Annotated in this window: 18 protein-coding genes; 10 read left to right on the forward strand and 8 right to left on the reverse strand. The window is 45.1% G+C overall.

Features of this window, described 5'->3' with window-relative positions:
• Positions 1-9: 9 nt before the first annotated feature.
• Both J2736_RS02070 and J2736_RS02075 read left to right on the forward strand, forming a co-directional pair.
• Positions 10-807 (forward strand): polysaccharide deacetylase family protein, encoded by a 798-nt coding sequence (locus J2736_RS02070; protein WP_310223050.1) that lies wholly within the window; start codon positions 10-12, stop codon positions 805-807.
• A 128-nt stretch (positions 808-935) separates the two neighbouring features.
• Positions 936-1,106, forward strand: a complete 171-nt coding sequence (locus J2736_RS02075) for an aspartyl-phosphate phosphatase Spo0E family protein (protein WP_310223052.1) — start codon at positions 936-938, stop codon at positions 1,104-1,106.
• Positions 1,107-1,128: 22 nt separating this feature from the next.
• On the opposite strand, the gene J2736_RS02080 is transcribed toward J2736_RS02075, so the two are convergent.
• The 5 genes from J2736_RS02080 to J2736_RS02100 are packed head-to-tail and all read right to left on the reverse strand — an operon-like array spanning position 1,129 to position 6,275.
• On the reverse strand, positions 1,129-2,232 hold the full coding sequence (locus J2736_RS02080; protein ID WP_310223054.1) for a GerAB/ArcD/ProY family transporter: 1,104 nt from the start codon (positions 2,230-2,232) through the stop codon (positions 1,129-1,131).
• Between the two features lie 12 nt (positions 2,233-2,244).
• Positions 2,245-2,475 carry a hypothetical protein gene (locus J2736_RS02085; protein ID WP_310223056.1) on the reverse strand — a complete coding sequence of 77 codons (231 nt, stop codon included), beginning with the start codon at positions 2,473-2,475 and terminating at the stop codon, positions 2,245-2,247.
• On the reverse strand, positions 2,472-3,674 hold the full coding sequence (locus tag J2736_RS02090) for a Ger(x)C family spore germination protein (protein WP_310223058.1): 1,203 nt from the start codon (positions 3,672-3,674) through the stop codon (positions 2,472-2,474). The genes J2736_RS02085 and J2736_RS02090 overlap by 4 nt, the downstream gene beginning before the upstream one ends.
• Positions 3,671-4,771, reverse strand: a complete 1,101-nt coding sequence (locus J2736_RS02095) for a GerAB/ArcD/ProY family transporter (protein ID WP_310223060.1) — start codon at positions 4,769-4,771, stop codon at positions 3,671-3,673. Before J2736_RS02095 ends, J2736_RS02090 begins: the two co-directional genes overlap by 4 nt.
• The gene (locus J2736_RS02100) at positions 4,746-6,275 is read right to left on the reverse strand and encodes a spore germination protein (protein WP_310223063.1); all 1,530 of its coding nucleotides are present in this window, start codon (positions 6,273-6,275) and stop codon (positions 4,746-4,748) included. The genes J2736_RS02095 and J2736_RS02100 overlap by 26 nt, the downstream gene beginning before the upstream one ends.
• A 243-nt stretch (positions 6,276-6,518) precedes the next feature.
• Between J2736_RS02100 and J2736_RS02105 the strand changes: the two genes are divergently transcribed.
• Together J2736_RS02105 and J2736_RS02110 are read left to right on the forward strand one after the other, a co-directional pair.
• Positions 6,519-7,151, forward strand: a complete 633-nt coding sequence (locus J2736_RS02105) for an SGNH/GDSL hydrolase family protein (protein ID WP_310223064.1) — start codon at positions 6,519-6,521, stop codon at positions 7,149-7,151.
• A gap of 181 nt (positions 7,152-7,332) precedes the next feature.
• Entirely contained in the window at positions 7,333-9,162 is a 1,830-nt protein-coding gene (locus J2736_RS02110) for a heparinase II/III domain-containing protein (protein WP_310223065.1), read from the forward strand.
• Between the two features lie 98 nt (positions 9,163-9,260).
• On the opposite strand, the gene J2736_RS02115 is transcribed toward J2736_RS02110, so the two are convergent.
• Together J2736_RS02115 and J2736_RS02120 are read right to left on the reverse strand one after the other, a co-directional pair.
• Positions 9,261-10,091, reverse strand: coding sequence for an AraC family transcriptional regulator (locus tag J2736_RS02115; protein WP_310223067.1), 831 nt, complete (start codon positions 10,089-10,091; stop codon positions 9,261-9,263).
• An 87-nt stretch (positions 10,092-10,178) separates the two neighbouring features.
• Complete coding sequence (locus tag J2736_RS02120; RefSeq protein WP_310223069.1) at positions 10,179-10,943, reverse strand: phytanoyl-CoA dioxygenase family protein; 765 nt, start codon at positions 10,941-10,943, stop codon at positions 10,179-10,181.
• A gap of 259 nt (positions 10,944-11,202) precedes the next feature.
• Here J2736_RS02120 and J2736_RS02125 point away from each other — a divergent pair, with 259 nt between their 5' ends.
• The 5 genes from J2736_RS02125 (at position 11,203) to J2736_RS02145 (ending at position 16,968) form a co-directional block, all read left to right on the forward strand.
• Entirely contained in the window at positions 11,203-12,849 is a 1,647-nt protein-coding gene (locus J2736_RS02125) for a putative bifunctional diguanylate cyclase/phosphodiesterase (RefSeq protein ID WP_310223071.1), read from the forward strand.
• 149 nt (positions 12,850-12,998) lie between these two features.
• Positions 12,999-13,967, forward strand: a complete 969-nt coding sequence (locus J2736_RS02130) for a quinone oxidoreductase family protein (protein ID WP_310223073.1) — start codon at positions 12,999-13,001, stop codon at positions 13,965-13,967.
• Positions 13,968-14,098: 131 nt separating this feature from the next.
• Positions 14,099-15,163 (forward strand): Gfo/Idh/MocA family protein, encoded by a 1,065-nt coding sequence (locus tag J2736_RS02135; protein WP_310223075.1) that lies wholly within the window; start codon positions 14,099-14,101, stop codon positions 15,161-15,163.
• 40 nt (positions 15,164-15,203) lie between these two features.
• Entirely contained in the window at positions 15,204-16,064 is an 861-nt protein-coding gene (locus J2736_RS02140) for a sugar phosphate isomerase/epimerase family protein (RefSeq protein ID WP_310223077.1), read from the forward strand.
• Positions 16,065-16,095: 31 nt separating this feature from the next.
• Positions 16,096-16,968, forward strand: a complete 873-nt coding sequence (locus J2736_RS02145; RefSeq protein WP_310223079.1) for a sugar phosphate isomerase/epimerase family protein — start codon at positions 16,096-16,098, stop codon at positions 16,966-16,968.
• Positions 16,969-17,737: 769 nt separating this feature from the next.
• On the opposite strand, the gene J2736_RS02150 is transcribed toward J2736_RS02145, so the two are convergent.
• Positions 17,738-18,574 (reverse strand): AraC family transcriptional regulator, encoded by an 837-nt coding sequence (locus tag J2736_RS02150; protein WP_310223081.1) that lies wholly within the window; start codon positions 18,572-18,574, stop codon positions 17,738-17,740.
• 131 nt (positions 18,575-18,705) lie between these two features.
• Between J2736_RS02150 and lacZ the strand changes: the two genes are divergently transcribed.
• On the forward strand, positions 18,706-21,858 hold the full coding sequence (lacZ, locus tag J2736_RS02155; RefSeq protein ID WP_310223083.1) for a beta-galactosidase, LacZ type: 3,153 nt from the start codon (positions 18,706-18,708) through the stop codon (positions 21,856-21,858).
• Positions 21,859-21,902 lie beyond the last annotated feature (44 nt).

The raw sequence follows: 21,902 nt of genomic DNA on the forward strand, positions 1-21,902 counted from the left end.
GGGGTTCCTATGCGTATTCGATTAGATCGGTTTCCACAAGGTGTCACCAAAGCTTTAACGCTAAGTTACGATGATGGCAAGTTACATGATCGCAGGCTTGTGCGTATATTGAATGAATACGGGATTAAAGGTACGTTTCATTTAAACAGTGGATTTTTAGGAAAAGAAGGGTATATTGAGGCGTCTGAGGTGGCTTCGTTATTCGCGGGACATGAGGTGTCTGCTCATACCATTGATCATCCTTTTTTAGAGCAATCTCCAATGGACCAAGTCGTACGAGAAATTTCACGTGATCGTGAAGCCTTGGAATCATTAGTCGGCTATCCTGTGCGCGGAATGAGCTATCCATTCGGAACCTACTCCGAGCAAGTCGTTCAAGCACTGCCTACACTAGGCATTGAATATGCAAGGACGGTCGCTAGCCATGGCGGATTTCAAATGCCGCAAGACTTCTTAAGGTGGCATCCAACGTGCCATCATAAAAACATGCTTGAGCGTGCAGATGCATTCGTACAACTCGAACAAAGGCATTCCCGAATGTCGTTATTGTATGTCTGGGGACACAGTTATGAGTTCGAAAATGATAACAACTGGGAAATGCTTGAGGAGTTTGGTGAAAAAGTAAAAGGCAGATCCGACATCTGGTTTGCAACGAATGCTGAAATTGTGGCGTACATGCAAGCCGTTGAACGTCTTCGTTTCTCCGCGAATTGCCAGATGATTCATAATCCTTCGGCGATTCCAGTCTGGATCAGTGTAGAAGGGGAACAGGTAGTGGTTCCAGCGGGACAAATCATCAATATATAGTGTTTTTTTGTGAAAAAGTGTAAAATCGCCTAATTTGCTAATAGTTTCTTAACAATATTCAATTATGATAAAGGTAACAAAACGTGTGAGTTATCCACAATAGGAATTTCAAAATCGGGGGGATCAATATGGGACAACGATATGAGTTGGAAGAAAAGATTGAAGCACTTCGTAATGAGCTGAATCTTGCTAGTCAAACATACGGCCTATTGTCTGATACGGTATTGAAACTTTCTATCGAATTGGATGAACTGTTGAATACCTATTATCAACTTCTTTTTTCTCGAACCATTGCCTAATGAGGCAACGAAGAAACCGAGTTCACACTTGCGGGTGTGAATCTCGGTCTTTTTTATTTCTAAGCCATGATAGTCCCCATAAGACAAGGGGGATAGCTACCATATGGATCGGGAAAATAAACGGAACGGCAATCTTTTGTGGGAAAAAGATGGAGCTGTCGAAATAACTTCGCGGTACCATAGCGATGATCAGAATAACGGGGGCTACCACCCAAAGCATGCGTGGCCATTGAACCACTTTGAACACTTGTGCAGTGCCGTAAGTACATACAAAAAAGTACAAGGAAACCTTCATGAAGACCCCTATGATCCAGATGGGAATGAGGATGGCATCAAGATTTTGAAAAAAGTTATACACAGAGATGTAACGTACGAGATTGAAATAAGGATAAGTCTGTCCCGCAGCCATTTGAGCACCAAATAGTGTAACAAGAACGAACGCGGATGCACTTGTGAGTAAGCCAGTTACAGCAACACCAAACACAGCGGGCTTAACGCCTTGATCAGGATGCTTTAGGAAAGCAAGCAAGAAGACAAGCATGACACAATCACCTAGAAACGTGCTTGTTGGCAGAGAGCCCTTCAGAATGACTTTCCATCCCGAATCCACATAGAGCGGGAGAATTTGCTTCAGATGAATATCTTGTATACTGAGCAGTAAGGTTAAGATAATCATAATTAATAGGAAGGGACCAAGAATTTCACTGCATCTTGCAATACCTTCTACACCAGTTTTTGTGACATAAATAGCAACAAGCATCATAGCAACAATGGGCACGAGAATTGGCGTTTGCGGCAGGATGGTTGCGAGAATGAAGTCAGCGTATTGACGTAGAACCATGGCAAGTACAACGTACCAGAATGCTCCATAGATAAAAAAAAGAAATCGGGCCATCCATGTGCCAACTAATTGGGGGAGATACGTGACAAGGGTTTGACCCGGATATTTGCGATTGATTCGCGTGCATACAAAGGCAATACATATACCAATGAGCGTCGCAATCAACATGGAGAGCCAAGAGTCTTGCTTGGAGGCCATTATAGCAGGTTGAATCGTTAACAGAATGGTCATGCTGACTTGCATGGACGCTAACATCCAAAATAATTGCTTTCCGCTAATCCGCATGCCCATTCTCCTTTACTGATCAATCATCTTACCTAGCGGTCGAAAGATTACATTCACCCAGTCCGTAGGCCCAGAAAGTCTCGGATAAAGGAAGAGCATAATGGCTAAGAACCAACACAAGCAAAGAATAGACCAATAGGTCATCTTCTCTTTAGATGGTATTTTTTTGCGAAACCAATACCATTGTACTCCTGTGATTAGTACGCAAAGCAGCATGATCCATGGAATAGCTTTCGACGTCATTTTCGCGGTTTCTCCTCAATTCCTACTTCTTTGATACTGGTTAAGCCAGGACGTTGAATTGTCGCATGTGGTTGAATGGTAACTTCAATCGTGGGGAAAATATCCTCCCAATGTGATTTTTGTTGTTCCCATTCTTTGGGATACGCACGATGAAAGGCCCCTCCAAAATCGAAAATATCAGCTTGAAGCTCTTTCTGGACTTTGTTTAAAGCAATACGGACACGATCTTCAATATCCTCATTCATGGCGGATTCAATGATTTTAACTGCTTTAGGATCCGAGCTAAGTTTTAAGTTTGTTGAGTTTTGCAGGGCATTATTTTCTGTTCGTATTTGGATATCCAATGTCCAGATTCCATTATGAATCAATGGTTTAATCTTGGTTTTACTGGTTGTTAATCGAAGTGAAACAGAGTTAGGGCTTTTTTCTTCCGGATTCACGGTAACGACTGCTTGTTTGATTTCATTGCGGATCCAGAGTATCCCTCTGGTGGTAAATTCATCGACAACGCCAACCATTTTGCCATCTTTGAAAATAGCCGTACCATTCACTGGAGAAGGGATGCTATCGTAATTGTTTGGTGCAGATGCAGGCAGCATTTCTATCCATGGAGTTGCTGCCGCACCAGTCTCTTTGACAAGCATATGAGCAAGATCAGCAAGCGTAACACTAAGAGAAAGTTTACCTTTCGAGATTTCTCGCATAATCTCCGCTGAATTTCGTTCAAGGAAGGACTGAGTCGTAAGCATTTGCCTCGCCTTTCCTTTGGTTACGTACATGTAGGCACGTTCTCTTGGCTGTGGAGCACGCATTAAGTAATCAATTTCATCTCGAATGCCATCCTTGGCAATATCCTCACTAAAAATAAATACCTCTGCATGCCCCCAGAATAATTTCCGTGGCAGCTTCTCTTGAATATGGGATAGCGCATCAGGAATATTCTCTCCCGTAGCAGAAGTAACGATAGAAGCCTGATTGCCAACATTAGCCCCTTGACCACCCATTCCATTGTTAGAGGAGGTCCTTGGTACGAAGATTTGAACAGATAGCAAAATGGTATTTGGTCCCACCTTATCTATAGCTGCGCCTGTAATTAAAGCGACATCATTGACTTCAATGCGATCCCAGCATCCTGTAAGCATGAGCAGGCTCGGTACTAGCGCAAACAGTAATCCGCGGTGACGTTTAGGGGAACTCATCGCCGAAGCATCCTCCCTTTAATTACAACCGTAACGAGTAGAGAAGCTGGGATGACCAGTTGCATCAACAGGGAAAAGAAAGGGATACTCGTACTAAGTGCATGATTCATTTCCTGGAAATTAGGGGAAATCCATATACTGACCAGTATTATGAGGAATCCCATAGGTATTATTATGGGGCGGTAGTCAGATAGCTTGAATAATTGAGCTGTCCCCAGCAGGACCAAATAATAAACCATGGTAATCTTCACGAAAATGCCAATTAACCATACGGCCATTAACAGGGATTCAAGATGCTCTAAAAAATCAGACAATGATATATATCGTACAGCTACCAGAAATGGATAGTTCATCGCTGGAGTAAGTTCGCCAAAAATTAACAAAATAGGCAAGTTAATAGCTAACATCGTAATCATGACGGACAGCACACCGTAGATGCTCCATTTCATTCCGAGTTCCTTTTTATTTAGATACGGATATAAGAATGACAGAACGAAAAATTGGGAGAACCAAGAGGCAGGAACAATAGATCCTAGTAGTGGTGGCAGAGGACCATTTCCCCAAAAAGGCTGCATGTGTTTAAGTTGAAAGTCAGGAATTAGGGAAGTGACCATTGCGAAAATAATAAAAATCGCTACCGGAATCAGGATCTGTGAAGATCTGGCAAGTACTTCAATGCCTTCATATAGTGCATAAGCACATACTGCAATGATAGGTACCACAACGAAAAGCATGGGCGTATCCACTAAAAAATTACCCGTAATAAACTCACCGTACTCTCTCACGCTTATGCTTGCGGAATATAGGAAGGCTGCGACATACGAAAAGGCAACTAGCGCACCTGCAAATCGTCCTATAATCCGTGGCACATATTGCACGAAAGTATCATTTGGAAATCTCATATGTAAGTGATAAACAATATAGATGGTTAAAAGACCAACAAGTGAGGACAGGATAGGCGCCATCCACATATCTATTCCAGCTACTCTCATCGTAATGGACGGGACAGAAAGTGCTGCTGTAGCTAGTATCGTCGGATGCATGAGGAGCGCCATCTGCATGGGGGAGATTCTACCTTTTTCGATCATGGGCATCATTTCCTTTAAGGTGATCTGGTTTTTGCCCCTCAGGTTGACGAATATTGTTCGAATTGACCGTGAAGAGAGGTCGACGCCTCATCGACCAAATCGGGGCACGAACAAGCACATCTTTCAGTTCACTCCCCTTAATTGGAGCAAGCGGCTGAAGATAGGGCACGCCTAAAGAACGTAATGAGCACAAATGGATGATAATGACAATGAATCCTAGCATCAGACCTAATAACCCGAGCATGCCAGACAAGAACATGATAGGAAATCGCAGCATACGCAGTGCAATGCCAGTTGCATACTGCGGCATCATGAAGGAAGCAACCCCAGTAATGGCAACGACCATAACCATCGGTGCGGATACTAGGCCTGCTGATGTCGCTGCTTGTCCAATGACGAGCGCACCAACGATACTGACAGCAGCGCCAACTTGTTTAGGGAGTCTAACACCTGCCTCACGCAAGGCTTCAAATGAGATTTCCATGAGCAAAGCTTCTACAAGCGCAGGGAAAGGAATATCCTCTCGCGACTTCGCGATACTTAGCAGCAACGAAGTTGGAACCATTTCTTGATGGAACGTTAAAATTGCGATGTAGAGGGATGGCAACAAAAGCGCTGTAAAGAAAAAGACATAGCGCAACCAACGAATCAATGTACCAATGATAAAACGCTGGTAGTAGTCTTCTGGAGATTGCAGCATGGAAAAGAGTGTGGCTGGTGCTATTAAGGCGAAGGGTGTCCCATCGACAAGAATGGAGACTTTACCTTCTAGAAGTGCAGCGCAGACTACATCAGGTCGCTCAGTTACTTGAATTTGAGGAAATGGCGAAAAAGGACTATCCTCAATCAGTCCTTCAATGTAGCCACTCTCCAATATGCCGTCGATGCGTATCTCACTAATTCGCTGATCCACTTCCTCAATGAGCGAATCTCTCGCGATGCCTTCCATGTATACGACAATAACGGTAGTTTTCGTGTGGGTACCAATGGTGTAAGCAATCATTTTCATCGCTGGAGTCTTAATTTTCCTGCGCAGCATGGACGTATTAACTAAGAGTGTTTCAGTAAAGCCTTCGCGCGGTCCTCGAACCACGGATTCAGCAGTGGGCTCATTAATTGCGCGTTTATCCCATTTGGCTACTCCTAGTGCGAAGCAAGTGGGAACACCTTGCACAAAAAGTCCAACACAACCGCAAGATAAATGGGAAATTAAATCGTCCATACGGACAATTTCAGCGATATTCGAGATAGAGACAAGAGCAGATAATTCCTTGACCGTGTAGTTCCATTCAGCTTCAGGCTCGCTAATTAAGGGTGTGAGTACATCTTTATTTAGAAGTTCAAGATCAATTAAGCCCTCGACATAAATAACAAAAGCTTTGGTCGTTTGACCGATGTTGAATGTGTGTATGTGAATATCATGACATTTATAATAAATGAGATGGAGTTCACGCAAATTATCTTCCAACTGGTCTGAGATGTAGATGGGTGAGACCGTAGACATGGCATCCATGAGCAAGACTCCTTGTCCAATAGACACGCCTATCCAAAGTGGATGGGTTCGTCGTTTATTTGGGTAATACGTATCTTTTTGTCCAAATATGTCATGATTTAAACGCAAATACCTAAAATGCATCACATCTTTCGATGAGATTGGTTGTACACTCGCCTCCTTAGACATGGTATAATTTGTGAGGAATTTATCTCATCAGTACGTAAGAAGAAGGCTTGGTCAATCAAAGGAGGATTCATGAGGATGGCAGTATGGGTAGAGCAAGGAGATACCGTTCTATTTCAAGGAGATAGTATTACGGATGCAGGACGTATTCGTGATAATGGCAACGATCTAGGCAGAGGCTATGCACTTATGACAGCTGCACTTTTTTCAGCGAAATATCCGGAGAAACAGGTTAAGTTCTTGAACAGAGGGATTTCTGGCAATCGTGTTCCTGATTTGCAAGAGAGATGGCAGCAAGATTGTTTGGATTTGAAACCAAATCTGGTTTCGATTTATATTGGCATCAACGATACGTGGCGTAGATTTGATCGTAATGAAGGGACCTCAACCGAGAAATTTAAAGAGGGGTACCGTCAGCTGCTAGAACGGACATCAAGTACGGGAGCGAAGCTGCTTCTTATCGAGCCATTTGTACTGCCAGTGCCTGAGGATCGCAAGCTATGGAGAGAAGATTTGGATCCTAAGATCACGGCCATCCGTGAATTAGCCAGAGAATTCGGCGCACGTCTACTATGCTTAGACGGTTTGTTTGCCCAAGCTTCTACGCAAGCTGATAGCGCTTTCTGGGCACCAGATGGCGTTCACCCGTCTCCTGCTGGACACGCATTAATTGCCAACGCTTGGTTGAAGGCAGTGGGAGCTGCAGAGTAGGCAATTACATATCGCATAGTTTTAGAATTGAAAGCTTCCGCAACGTGCGAGAAGCTTTTCTTACTATTTATAGAAGAAAAGTGGTCATTATTTGACGTAGAGTGGTCAAAATAGTAGCTAGTTTGTTGATATATGATGGGGTTATAGTTAAAGAATAGTGTGTAGGCAGGGAGGATAATCTATGAATAGTCGATTATTATTGGAAGCATTGCTAGAAGCTGAGAGTGACCACAGCCGCTTGTTTGGCGAAGCCTTGCAGGTGGTCCAAACACCGATTAAGCAAACGGAGAGTCCTCTGCTCGCATCGGTATATAACGAGATCACACCCTTAATTCAGGCATTTGAAAGGGAGCCAATTGCAGCGTTACCCTTCAAAGAGTGGGATTTTTATCGCTCCCAAGGTACGCGAATGGAGTTCGAAACACGCTATTTTGATCGCCGCCGCCGCTTAGCAGCTTTGGTCGTAGCCGCGTTGAAGGATGGTATTGAGCCTTATGTGTCTGCTTTGGAAGATACGATCTGGGCTATTTGCGATGAATATACGTGGTGTTTGCCAGCACATTTAATGAATCATGATGCGGCTGTTGAGGGCGAAGAATTCAAACATATTGATTTATTTGCTTCGGAAACCGCACATGCACTAAGTGAGACCTGTCATATATTCCGAGATCAGTTAAATGGTATTGTTGTGAGAAGAGTGCACCGTGAGATCATGAACCGAGTCCTTGAGCCGTATATGGCCATTAAGCGAGCTTATTGGTGGGAAACCTGTGATATTAATTGGTCCGCGGTTTGTGCAGGAAACATTGGTATGACGGCTATTTATTTAATACCAGACTCGAAAGCGCTGCTGCCAATCATTGGGCGTGTTCTCGCTTCGATGGATTGCTTTTTGGAAGGCTTTTCTGACGAAGGAGCTTGTCTGGAAGGCTTAGGCTACTGGTACTATGGGTTTGGTTATTATGTGTATTTTAGCGAGTTGCTGAAGCAGCGTACGGGCGGCAAGGTGGATATTCTTCAAACCGATGCCAAAGCACGCAGAGTCGCTCAATTCCCACAGCGCTGTTTCTTGCAAGGCAATCATATTGCCAATTTTTCCGACTGTTCGAAGAAGAATGGCATTCAAATTGGCATATTCAGCCGGTTGTGCGAGCAATTTGCCGAAATTCGTATTCCAACTCTAGCGAATCAACCACATACAATTGATCATTGCGGGCGCTTCGCAAGTGCTGTGCGTAATGTGGTGTGGTTGAATGTACCGTTACTTCGCGAACGGGAGGAAATGCCGCTGCAGTCAGACTTCCTATCTGAAGCACAATGGATGGTCAGCCGAGCAGAGGTAGGAAACAAAGTCGTTAGTTTCGCTGCCAAAGGCGGACATAACGATGAACCGCATAATCACAACGACATTGGCCACTTCTTATGGGTTGTAGATGGGGTTAGATGGTTTGAGGATTTGGGAGCAGGCTTATACACGAAGCAATACTTCGGTGATGAGCGGTATTCGATTCTCTGTAACAGCTCAGCCGGTCACAGTGTTCCGATCATCAACGGCAACTACCAACAGGAGGGCCGTTCGCATGGCGCCCAGGTGCTAGCCGCAGACCTCTCAGAGCGTAGTGACAGGTTCAGCTTGGATTTGGCGAAGGCGTATGCGGAGCCGACCTTAGAGAAGCTCGAGCGCAGCTTCGAGTTTGATAAACAGCAAGGGAAGCTAACCCTTTCGGATGTCTTCGAATTTCGAGAGTCTGGTGCAGCGGTAACGGAACGATTCATTACTCAGCATAAGCCAGTTCTTAGACAGGCTGGGGAGATTGTACTTGCGGATAGCTCGGCAGAGAAAGTGTCTCAGCAGGTGTTACGCTATGATGCCGAACAGCTGCAGGCATCGTTCCAAGCTGTGGAGCATCAGAATCACGAAGGCGGTACCGAGACGGTGTATCTAATCGATCTAGCTGCTGCTGAAGTAGGTGCTCAAGTAAGCATTGTTGTAACGTTGGAATTGGCATAAGCGAAGGATGAAAAGCAAAACCTCCAACTTTTCGGTATCGACTGCGTGTGCAGCGTTAATCCGAGATAAGCTGGAGGTTTTCTGTTTGATTCATTTTCCTAGGCATTAAGCCACAATCCGAATTGTTGGCGATATTGCAGGGGAGTTAAGCCTGTCTTCACTTTGAACATTCGGGAGAAATAGTTCGCATTTTCAATGCCAAGCTCATAAGATATCTGTGAGATGGGCTTCATGCTAGTCGCGAGGAGCTTCTTGGCTTGTTCGATTTTGATGCTATGGACGAAATGGAGCGGCGCTTGACCGGTTTGCTTAATAAACAACTTGCGCAAATGAGAGTCACTTAGCTGAACAAGCTCTGCCAACTCATGGACTTCCGGCATTTGTTGCGGATGGGCGTGTAAGAAATGGATGATCGTGTGAATCCGTTTATCCAAGTGCGAAAAACTCGAGCTGGGCTCAGCCACCCCTCGTGTATGCAGCAATGCATGCAAGATGCGGAGCAAGGACGACTGTTGTAGCAGATGAACATAGGGGGAAGGGTCACGTTCAGAGCGCAGCATTTCGTGAATAAAAGGTTCAACTACACTTGCACTATCCTCATAGAGCAGCGGAATATTCAAAAGCTGGATCCAGCTTCGATTACTCACTAAGGAGATTTCGGCATCGAAGTTGATGCTGGTTAACAATAGCTCATCTGAAATGGCATGAAAGCTGATTAAGCTTTCAGCAGGCAGAATCACGATATGGCCTTCTTTACATCGTAAGGAAGTTTGATTAACTTCCAGTTGGAAGCTTCCCTTATGCACGAACCACATGACGCAATGTCGGAGTGTACGGCCTTGGGCTTGCCAGTGATAATCGAGCTGATATTGTGTAATATGCAGAAATCGGATTTCTAACGCTTCAATCATCATCTGAAAAGAATTCAAAGCGGTTCCCTCCGCACCCAGTCTCGTCTGTTTCTATTATTCTATCATGTTCGCTATGACAAGACGAGGTGGTGCAGTGTGGTTGTATTACGCAGTCGGTATTACACCTTTAATATCTTCATTGCGTTTCAAACGATCTTCACCATTCACGAGGAACGTACGGATACGCGTAGTATCACCGCCCCACTCTTCAATTTTGAACTTGACCTCGGGGGTCGTATAACGGACCGAGAAGGCTACACGAGGTATGTTTGATGTATTATTTTCAGAGCCATGGAAGGTAGCTTCATTAAAAAAGGCAATCTGCCCCGGGGACATCTCTAAGTCGATGGCTAAGGATTCGTCGATGGACTCTGGCGGAAGGCCTTGCTCAAATGCACTTTGATCAGTTCCAGTAGCCACATGTGCAACGAACGATTTGTGCGTTCCTGGGATAACACGGAGGCATCCGTTTTCACGAATTGACCATCCCAAGCTTACCCAAGCTGTCGCATTGATCGCAGGTTCCATTGGCCAATAATTGATATCTTGGTGCCAAGGAATGAATTTATCATTATTAGGCTCTTTGTACCAGAAATGCATAGCCCATAGCACGAGGTCATCTCCGAGAATCTGTTTCATTGCGTTAATGATGCTCGGATGCGTAGCAAGCGTATATGCCCAGTGATGGTGCTGATGCCAAGCGGACAAGTTCATTTTCGTGGGGCCGGGCTCGTATTTATTTTGTCCGATGACCTCGAAGAATTGATTATAGTAGGTATCTGATTCTTCCAGCGTAAGGCCTTGTATAGGACCGCTATAGCCTTCGTTGACGTACTGCGTGTGTGAAAATGGATCGCCTTTTGTTATCATTTGGATAACCTCCCATGTGAGTTAGCTTTTATTGCTTGCTTAATGCAATTGTAAGGCTTAGCGCTCTTTGGAGTAAGGAAGTAAAACGATTATGAATAGCACAAAACGCTTATTTTTCAATGCGGTAGCAACGGAGAGTTAAGTGATGAAACGCTAGGACCATTTAGGGAGGAAAATAGTAGGACTCTGTCGAAATGGTAGTACTAACGGCCCATACCGGGCATACCGCTTAGGTTATTCGGAAAAAGGAGTTCTACGGATGACAATTCCTGCAACGACAACATTGGATTTGAATTTACTGCAAATGATGCTGGATGATATTGAAGATTCTATTTACATTATGAAGGTATCTGGTACGGAGATTATGTATTACTACGTTAATCAGGCCGCAACGAAATTTAGTGGAATTACAATGGATCGAATGGGGACGTCTTTTTTCGAATCCAACTCGAGCCAGATGGCAGCTTATTTATATAAAAAATATGCTCGGGTTGTCGAAGAACGACGGACGATACGGTTCGAGGATGGCGTTAAATTACCCAATGGGATGCACAGCGGAGAGAGCATTTTAACCCCTATTTTGGATGAGAATGGGACGGTTAGCTTTATCTTTTCAGTGACTCGGGATATTACAGAACGTAAGCAGCAGGAAAATATGTTGTATTACTACGCTTATCAAGATGATCTTTCTAATTTGTTTAATCGCAGATATCTACTTGAGCATGTCGTAGAGCCTTCAACGATCTATTTATTGGATTTGGACAATTTTAAAAATATTAATGACACCTTTGGCCATCAGGCTGGAGATTCGGTGCTTGTTGAAGTGGCGTGCCGCCTTATAGAGGAGTTTGGGGACAATCGTTATTCGCTCGTGCGCCTTGGCGGAGATGAATTCGTTGTTGTGGATTCCATGCCCGCGATACGGACCGAAGAGACGGCAGAGCAGTTGTGTGAGCTTTTCCATGCTCCTTTTCGCGTAGATGAACATGCGGTGAAAGTGAATGTGAGCATCGGAATTGCGGAGCGGAAGCACGAAGAAACGATTCAAGATTTGCTCAAGCAAGCAGATATTGCGCTGTACACTGCCAAAGGATCAGGTCGAAAGCGTTATCATTTATTTGAAGCATCCTCCCGTTATAATCATGTTGAGAATTTCATTCATGAATTGGCTCTCTCGCAAGCGATTGATAAAGATGAACTGCACTTGCATTACCAACTTATTTATAATCCGGCGTCGGGGCGAGCTGTTGGTGCAGAAGCATTATTGCGATGGCATAGCAAAAATGGCGGTCCTGTGCAACCCAGTGATTTCATTCCGATTGCAGAGGAAACAGGTCTCATTGTACCTATCGGTTATTGGGTCATTCGTCAGTCCTGTAAGGATTGGCATCAACTGAAGGAAATGTACGGACCTCTCTTCAAAATTTCAGTCAACATCTCACGCATTCAACTGAATGAGGAGTTTTTTGTTGGACAAGTGTTGCAAATTTTGAAGGAGGAGGGTGTGGAGCCCTCTGTGATGGAATTAGAAATTACTGAAAGCACGACGCTTCACTCGTTGCAGGAAGTACAGTTGATTTTGAGTAAGCTGCGCGGGGCAGGCTTTACGATTGCGTTAGACGACTTCGGAACGGGCTATTCGTCGCTAAGCATGCTGACGCTTCTGCCGATAGATAAGCTGAAGATTGACCGTCTATTCATTGCGGATGGGAATGTCCCCCTCATCGCGGCTATACTCGCTATGGCCAAAGCATTGAATTTGCTCGTTGTAGCTGAAGGTATCGAAACGAGTGATCATTTCCATATGCTCTCAGACATGCAGTGCTGGGGCATACAGGGCTATTTTATTAATAAACCTAAGCCAATTACTGAACTACCCAGTAGGTTGGATCTGAGCATACAATAATCTCGTGTAGTTCAAATGCCGTTGTACGCTTCTTGCGTATGACGGTATTTTTGTTGGATTGCGACTTGAAAAGAGAAAGCCAATTTATTTTGCTGCACCCATCGCGTATGTTAAAATAACAACGGTTAATTAATCGATGGAGGTTGCACATGAAAGCATTAATTTTCGAACAATTCGGTGGTCCCGAAGTCCTCATATATAAGGAGATTCCAGATCCTATCGTACAAGGGGATCAGCTTATTGTTCGGACGAAAGCGATAGGTCTGAATTTTGCTGACGTCTACCGTCGCAAAGGTAACTATCATTTGGCAGGGGAGCCGCCCTATATTCTAGGATACGAGGGAGCGGGCGTTGTTGAATGGGTGCCTGCGCATATGACGCATATACATGTCGGGGATCGCATCGCTTTTGCGGATGTTCCCTTTGCGAATGCGGAGTTAGTCGCCGTGCCAGTTGACCGCGCGATACCACTGCCTGCGGATATTACCTATGAACAGGCAGCTGGACTTCTGCTGCAAGGAATGACCGCGCATTACCTCGTGAACGACAGCTATCGTGTTCAAGCTGGCGATGAAGTACTCATCCATGCTGCGGCAGGGGGAGTGGGTCAACTTTTGATTCAATTGTGCAAAAGGCAAGGTGCTAGGGTGATGGGAGTAACGTCATCCGAGGCTAAAAGACAAATCGCTCTTGATGCGGGTGCTGATGAAGTCATCCTATACACCAAGGACTGGGTTCATGAAGTTCAGCAATGGTCCAATGAAAAAGGCGGCGTCCAGGTTGCTTATGACTCCGTTGGCTCAACTTTAATGGATAGCTTCGCAGCGGTTCGCACGAAAGGGACTGTCGTATTCTATGGCATGGCTGGCGGTGATCCTGCGCCTGTCGATCCGAGAATGTTAATGGATACATCCAAAACGTTAACAGGCGGAGACCTCTGGAATCACGTGACCAGCTTAGAGAATCGTATAAAGCGAGCTCATGATCTATTCGATGCACTTCGAGACGGAAGCTTGAAGCTGGATACGTTGACGAGATTTGCTTTGAAGGAAGGCGCAGATGCGCATAGATTACTGGAGAGTAGACAAAGTACGGGCAAAATTATACTAATCCCATGAGACTAAACAGCAAGTCGATGCGAGGGGTTTTGAACATATAGTCCATGCAGCTGCGTATTTTAGGTATTCTCGCTATGCCCAAAGCATGTTAACTTTAAAGGGTAGATACTTTAAGGAGGCTTGAATGTGCAATGAGCGTAAATAAATTGAGAATTGGTGTTATCGGTGCGGGTTCCATTTCAGATTTGCACTTTGCGTCATATACGAAATCAGAGGATGCTGTCATTGTTGCTGTCTGTGACCTTAATCGTGAGCGTGCAGCTGCAAAAGCAGAGAAATATGAAATTGCTCACATTTATACTGAATATAAAGAACTGCTCGCCAATCCGGACATTGATGCCGTCAGTATTTGTACATGGAATAATACACATGCTGAGATCAGTATTGCTGCTCTTCATGCTGGCAAGCATGTTCTGGTAGAGAAGCCGCTTTGCAAAACCGTAGAAGAAGCGCAGCGTATCCAAGATGCGGTTCGTGAAACAGGGAAGATTCTACAAGTTGGATTTGTACGAAGATATGATACGAATGCTCAGTTAGTGAAGCATTTTATAGATAATGGTCAATTGGGAGAGATTTATTATGCGAAAGCGTCTTGCCTTCGTCGCTTAGGAAATCCTGGTGGATGGTTCTCGGATGTTGAACGCTCAGGTGGCGGTCCATTGATTGATATTGGTGTGCATGTCATTGATGTGTGTTGGTACTTAATGGGCAGACCGAAGCCAGTTGCAGTAAGCGGACATACGTATAACAAGCTTGGAAATCGGAAGAATGTGAAGAACTTATCGTTCTATAAAGCAGCTGATTATGATGCGGAACGCAATACGGTTGAGGATTTGGCGAATGTATTGATTCGTTTTGACAATGGGGCTTCCCTCATGGTGGATGTGAGTTTCACGCTTCATGCTAAGAAGGATGAAATCGCTGTCAAGTTGTATGGCGACAAAGGCGGCGTTGAGCTAGAGCCTGAAATCACGTTCGTCACTGAGGTGCTGGATACGATTACGAATGTGACACCACAAATTGATAACAAATCGATTGACATTCACGGCGCGTTCCAAAATGAAATCAATCATTTCGTGTCCTGCTGTCAAACCGGCCAAACGCCGATTAGCCCAGTGGAAGACGGCCTTGAAATGATGAAAATTCTTTGCGGTATTTATGAATCCGCAGCGAAGGGCCAAGAAATCAGATTGTAGCCCGAACGAATCGGAGCATAGGAGTATTGGAGGAACACGTATGAAGCTGGGCGTAAGCACATATAGCTTGTATCAGGCGTTAAAGTCTGGGGAAATGTCGATCATGGACGTTATCGATTGGATTGCGGATCAGGGAGGTGAACATGTCGAGATTGTACCATTGGGGTATGATTTACCGGGTAACTTTGCGCTTGCGGATGCGATTCGTGAGAGGGCTCAGGCCCGAGGTATAGTTATTTCCAATTACGCCATCGGAGCTAATTTCCTAACAGAGACCGAAGAGGAATATGTCCAGGAAATTGAGCGGGTGAAGGGCGAGGTCGATCTTGCTGCCCGATTAGGTGTTACCAAAATGCGCCACGATGTCGCGCGAAGTGAAGATCTATCCATTCGCAATTTCAATGCTAACTTGGCACGTTTAGCTGAAGCATGCCGTCAGATTGCTGACTATGCAAGCCAGTTTGGCATTGTGACGAGTGTTGAGAATCATGGATTCTTCGTGCAGCATAGTGAACGTGTTCAAGCCCTGATTCATGCTGTTGATCGTGCAAATTTCCAGACAACTTTGGATGTTGGTAATTTTGTATGCGTGGACGAGGATTCCGTTGCTGCCGTGACGAATAATCTTCCTTATGCCTCTATTGTCCATGTGAAGGATTTCTACATACGTCCTTCCAATCAGAATCCAGGAGAAGGCTGGTTCAAGTCATCCTATGGTACCTTTTTGCGCGGAGCGATCGTGGGTCAAGGGGATTTGAATATGCGTGAAATCTTGCGTGTGGTCAAAAACTCAGGCTACGACGGTTACATTTCCTTGGAATTTGAAGGGATGGAAGAGTGTAAAAAAGGCACATCCATCGGTTTGCAGAACATCCGCAGATTATGGGATGAAATCAACTAACGTTTAGTTCGCGATAAGGAGTGTAGCAAATATGATTATCAATCCTATTGGAATTATGGTAGATAGCTTGCGTCTTGGATTACGGGATGGTCTAAAGAAGTCAAAGGAACTTGGTGCGGATGGTGTTCAAATCTATGCGGTTTCCGGCGAGATGGACCCGGCGAACTTAAGCGCGGCGGCGCGTAAAGAGTTACGTAACTACATTGCGTCATTGGATCTTCAAATCTCAGCGCTTTGCGGCGATCTAGGTGGACATGGTTTTCAAGATCAGACGGTAAATGCAGCGAAAATTGAAAAATCCAAGCGCATTCTTGATCTCGCTGTTGAACTAGGTTCGTCTGTAGTAACGACGCATATCGGCGTAGTGCCAGAGGATCGGAACGATCCCATTTATCAAACGATGCTGCAAGCTTGTGAAGAGCTTGGTGTTTATGCGAGCAGTTTAGGCGCCTATTTTGCAGTGGAAACAGGTCCTGAAACATCGTCACATCTGAAAAGCTTCCTTGATAACTTATCCACCAAGGGTGTCTCAGTTAACTTTGACCCAGCAAATATGGTCATGGTAACGGGAGATGATCCTGTTCAAGGTGTATACACCTTGAAGGATTACATCGTTCACACGCATGTGAAGGACGGGATTCGACTTCGTCAAGCAGATCCGCGTCAGGTGTATGGCTCACTTGGCTACAAACCAATGACACACGAGAGCATTGCGGAAGCAGCTACATCTGGCGATACGTATCGCGAGTTGGCTCTGGGTGAAGGTCATGTCGATTTCGATCGCTACTTCCAAGCTCTGCAAGAGATTGGGTATAAAGGTTATCTAACGATCGAACGTGAAGTCGGCGAACAGCCAGAGACAGATATTGCAAGTGCCATTGCTTTTATTCAGAAATATAAATAAATGAGGAGCCCTCACCAGTGGTGGGGGCTGCCCTTGATTTTCACACCAGATGTAACCGATTTCAAGTTTTCGTCGAATCTGGAGATTTTAGGTTTTCGTCCAGAAACTGCTGGAAGTGTATAGCGAATTCAACGCTAATCATAAAATCTCATAAGTACATGTATACATATATGCAAAAACCGCTGAGGCGGTTTTTTTTTGCGTTTGGAGCGGTGCTTGAAGGCGAAGGTTCTTCGAAGGACGATTTTTCTGTGGTATGTACAAGATTAAGAGTTAAAAGATTCATCTAGGGTGGAATAGGAGCAACGAGCGGTAGAAGAAATACGAGCAATAAGAGCAATAAGAGCAATACGAGCAACACCAGCATCCTAGTTCGAACGACAAATCTTCATTATAGACGCATCAGCTTCAACAGCGCATTAGCACGATAGACCAACACACTATCTCCACCAAATCAACAATACCGACCAACACCTAACGAACAAGCTAAATGAAAATAACAATAACTGTATAATATGTAGTTAATTTGATTCATATCGTCTAGAAAAATCAAATAGCTGTAAAAAATACAGTTAATTTTTACCATTTTTATTAAAAGTGATCAAAAACCAAAGATTAGCTTTACTTTTTCCATTTATTCTTCAAAAAGTCGCAAAATCAGCTCAAATAGATGGAGGTTTTCCATTTATTTAGAAAATGGGATTAGGCCACACGCCAACACATCGGCACCCGACTCAATCCCGGTTCCCACCCCGTCTGAGCAGCCCACTCACTTCACATAAGGATGCCGAAAACCATCCGGCGTTTGCCCGACGGCTTTACGAAACGTCGAGATGAAATGCGACGCATCCAGAAACCCCGTAGCTTCTGCGATGTGTTTTACTGTTAGATTAGGCTGAGCGATCAACATTTCCTTGGACTTCTGCAGGCGCAGCTGAAGCAGATATTGGTACGGAGAGAGTCCGAAAGCACGACGAAATAATGTATTTACATGCTGCGCAGAGACACCGAGCTGAGTGGCCATCCAGCTCAGACCAACATGTGCGGCAGCGAAGTTTTGTTCGAGCTGGAGCAGAAGCGGCAGAAGCCGCTCGTGACTTTGCGAGAAGGAGGCACTTTTGTTCAAGATGCCGTGCTTCTTAAGCAGCGTCAGGAATTGATAGATTTCTAAGGAACCGTTGGTTCCGGTGAAATCATGACTATCCCGATATTTATGATAGTAATATTCATGAATAGTAGCGAGCGGCGTATCAGGTCCCCAGCTGATTTGCGACGATAAAGGAATTTCCAAGGCATGCACGATAGATGCAGCTAACGCGCCATCGAACGTTAAATACCACGTGGACCATGGCGTGTCAGTCACGTTATAAGTATGAGGGATACCGCCAGCGAGCAGCATCCCTTGCCGTTCGCCAAGTTTAACGGGGCCGCTGTCCAGAATGATTTCCCCACTACCGGAGATGGTTTGCAGCCAATGAAAGCAAGGATATCCCTCATGCCTTTCATAATACTGCTGCTCGCGTTCATATCCGATGGTTTCGAGGATCAGGGGGAGCTTGCGGTCCGTTTCGGTAATTACGAAAAACTTTCTATAATCAATAGCCATGACAAGTCCATCTCTTTCATTTTTTAATATGTGATGCGTAGTATCTTATATTTTAAAAGAAATAGTTGTCTTGTACAATGAGGGAAGCAGGTTGATTTATAATCCAATAACCTAAAGTGAGGCATACATCCATGGCGAATAAATTTGTATACACAGCACCCGAAAATGGTTACCCCGAATGGAACAATAATCCTGACATCTATCAATTGAATCGGTTAGAGGCTCATGCTACCTTAATGCCTTATCACACGGAAGAGGAAGCGCTGGCAGGCGTTCGAGAGGCTTCGCAATTTTATCAAAATTTAAATGGCACATGGAACTTTCATTTCGCTGAAAATGCAGACAAACGTCCGCAGGATTTCTATAAAGTGGACTTTGATAGCAGCAATTGGGCGGAAATTGCCGTACCTTCGCATTGGCAGTTGCAAGGCTTTGACTTTCCGCAATACACGAATATCATTTACCCTTGGGTAGGTCACGAAGATATTAAGCCGCCATTTGCCCCGGTGAAATATAATCCTGTCGGTTCTTATGTGCGCAGCTTTTCGATCCCGGAAGGTTGGGATGGTCAGCCCGTGTACCTAAGCTTTCAAGGGGTAGAGTCAGCTTTCTATGTATGGGTGAATGGTGATATGGTTGGCTTTAGCCAGGATTCGTTTACACCTGCGGATTTTGATATTACGCCATATCTGATCGAGGGCGAGAATAAGCTTGCGGTGGAAGTGTATCGCTGGAGTGATGCAAGCTGGTTAGAAGATCAAGACTTCTGGCGCTTGAGTGGGATTTTCCGCGATGTGTATCTATACACGACACCTACCGTACATATTGCTGATTTTAAAGTAGACACGCATCTAGACAGCGCTTGCGAAGATGCTGAACTACGCATTCAAGCGACCATCACGAATTATGATCTGAAAAGTCAAGGCGTGCACCATGTTGAAGCGATGTTATACGATAGCGAGCAGCAAGCAATGTGGGATGCGCCGCTACGTGTTGATGTTCAAACGAATGATACGGCTAAGCAATCCATTGAACTGTCGACTCACATGGCGCGTCCGGCCAAATGGAGCGCGGAAAATCCATACTTGTATACGTTGGTACTTCGTTTATCAAATGAAGAAGGCGAACTTATCGAGACAGAAAGTTGTAAAGTCGGATTCCGTAAGTTTGAAATCGAAGATGGCTTGATGAAAATCAATGGTCAGGTTATCACGTTCAAAGGTGTGAACCGTCACGAGTTTGATCGTGATCGCGGTCGATCCGTTAGAGAGGAAAGCATGCTAGCAGATATATTACTGATGAAACAATACAATATCAATGCAGTGAGGACCTCACATTACCCGAACAATCCGCGGTGGTATGAGCTTTGTGATCAGTATGGCTTATATGTAATTGATGAAACCAATCTAGAAACGCACGGTTCATGGAGCTATCCACAATATGAATTAGGTGAAACGGTGCCTGGAAGTCGACCTGAGTGGACTGGTGCTGTTCTGGATCGCGCGAACTCCATGCTGCAAAGAGACAAGAATCATCCATCCATCGTTATTTGGTCGCTCGGTAATGAGTCTTTTGGTGGCGATAATTTCTTGAAAATGCATGATTTCTTCCGTGAAGCTGATCCTTCCAGAGTTGTTCACTATGAAGGTGTGTACTGGTGGCGCGAATCCGAAAGAGCATCGGATATGGAAAGTCAAATGTATTCCAAAATTGAGAAAATCGAAGAATACGCCAAAAACCAGCCGAAGAAGCCGTTTATTCTTTGTGAATACAGTCACGCGATGGGGAATTCCTGCGGTAACTTATTTAAGTACTGGGAGTTGTTCGATAAATACCCGGTCCTTCAAGGTGGGTTCATCTGGGATTGGATCGATCAATCCATTCGGACAACGACACCGGATGGCATCAGTTATCATGCCTACGGCGGCGATTTTGGCGACACGCCGAATGATGGCAATTTCTGCGGCAACGGCTTGATCTTCGCAGATCGCTCGGTTTCACCAAAGCTGCACGAAGTGAAGAAGTGCTACCAGAATGTGAAGTTCGAAGCGGTAGATGTGGCGAAAGGCCAAATCCAAGTGACCAACCAATTCTTATTCACGAATTTGAATGAATTTGATTGGACATGGACGATTACACGCAATGGTGTCGCGGCGGCTAGCCGTGTGATTAGCCATTCCTATTCCGTTGCACCTGGTGAGACAACGACGATTGAGCTTGCGTTGGATGCGTTGGAAAGTCATTTCCCGAGGGATGAATTCGTGCTAACGCTGAGCTTATCCTTGAAGGCCGACACATTATGGGCTGCAAAAGGACATGAAATTGCCTGGGAGCAATTTATCCTTCCAGCAGCGAATTTGACTACGAATTCCGGTAATTGGGAAGCGGAGAAGGAATCAGCTGCAGCTCTAACCACAGAGACTGCCGTGCAAGTGGTAACAACTTCGGAGAACAGCATCTTGCTTCAAGGGGACCGTTTTGCCCTGCGTATGGATGCGTTGACTGGCGATATAACTTCCTACGTATACGAAGGAGTCGAACTCTTCCAAACAGGACCCGTGCCGAACTTCTGGCGCGCATATACAGATAATGATCGAGGAAACCAGCATCATATTCGTTGTGCGCCGTGGCAAGGAGCTGGAAGCGGCCGCAAGCTTCTTTCCTTACAAGCCAAATCGCTGGATTCAGGACGCGCTGAAGTTCGCGTACGCTTTGGGTTAGCGACACAGCCTGTGTCCGACGTACAATTTGTTTACACCGTTTCCACCTCTGGTGAAGTGGAGGTTCGTATGCAACTAACACCTGGCGACAAGTTGCCAGAAATCCCTGAAGTTGGCGTCATGTTTGAATTGGACAGTTCCTTCGAGAACTTAGCATGGTATGGCCGCGGACCGCACGAGAACCACTGGGATCGCAATGTTGGCGCGAAGCTTGCGCTGCATAACGGAACTGTCGAAGAACAGTTCGTTCCGTACTTGCGTCCACAGGAATGTGGCAATAAGACGGATGTTCGTTGGGCGACGCTCACGAATGCAGCGGGGCGTGGATTGCGTATCGCAGGTTTACCAACGGTTGAGCTCAATGCTCTGCCATACTCCCCTTTCGAACTGGAAGCACATGATCATCCTTATAAGCTGCCTGTAAGTGATAAAGTTGTGGTACGTGTCAACTACAAGCAAATGGGCGTTGGCGGTGACGACAGCTGGGGCGCAAGAACACATCCCGAGTTTACGTTGTTCGCTAACCGTACGTATGAATATGCGTTTACCTTTAAAGGTATTTAATTAAGCAAAAAAAGCTGTCCCGTAAGTAGATTCTTCTACTCGAG

Source organism: Paenibacillus qinlingensis, assembly GCF_031455095.1.
In the GTDB taxonomy this organism is placed as follows: domain Bacteria; phylum Bacillota; class Bacilli; order Paenibacillales; family NBRC-103111; genus Paenibacillus_E; species Paenibacillus_E qinlingensis_A.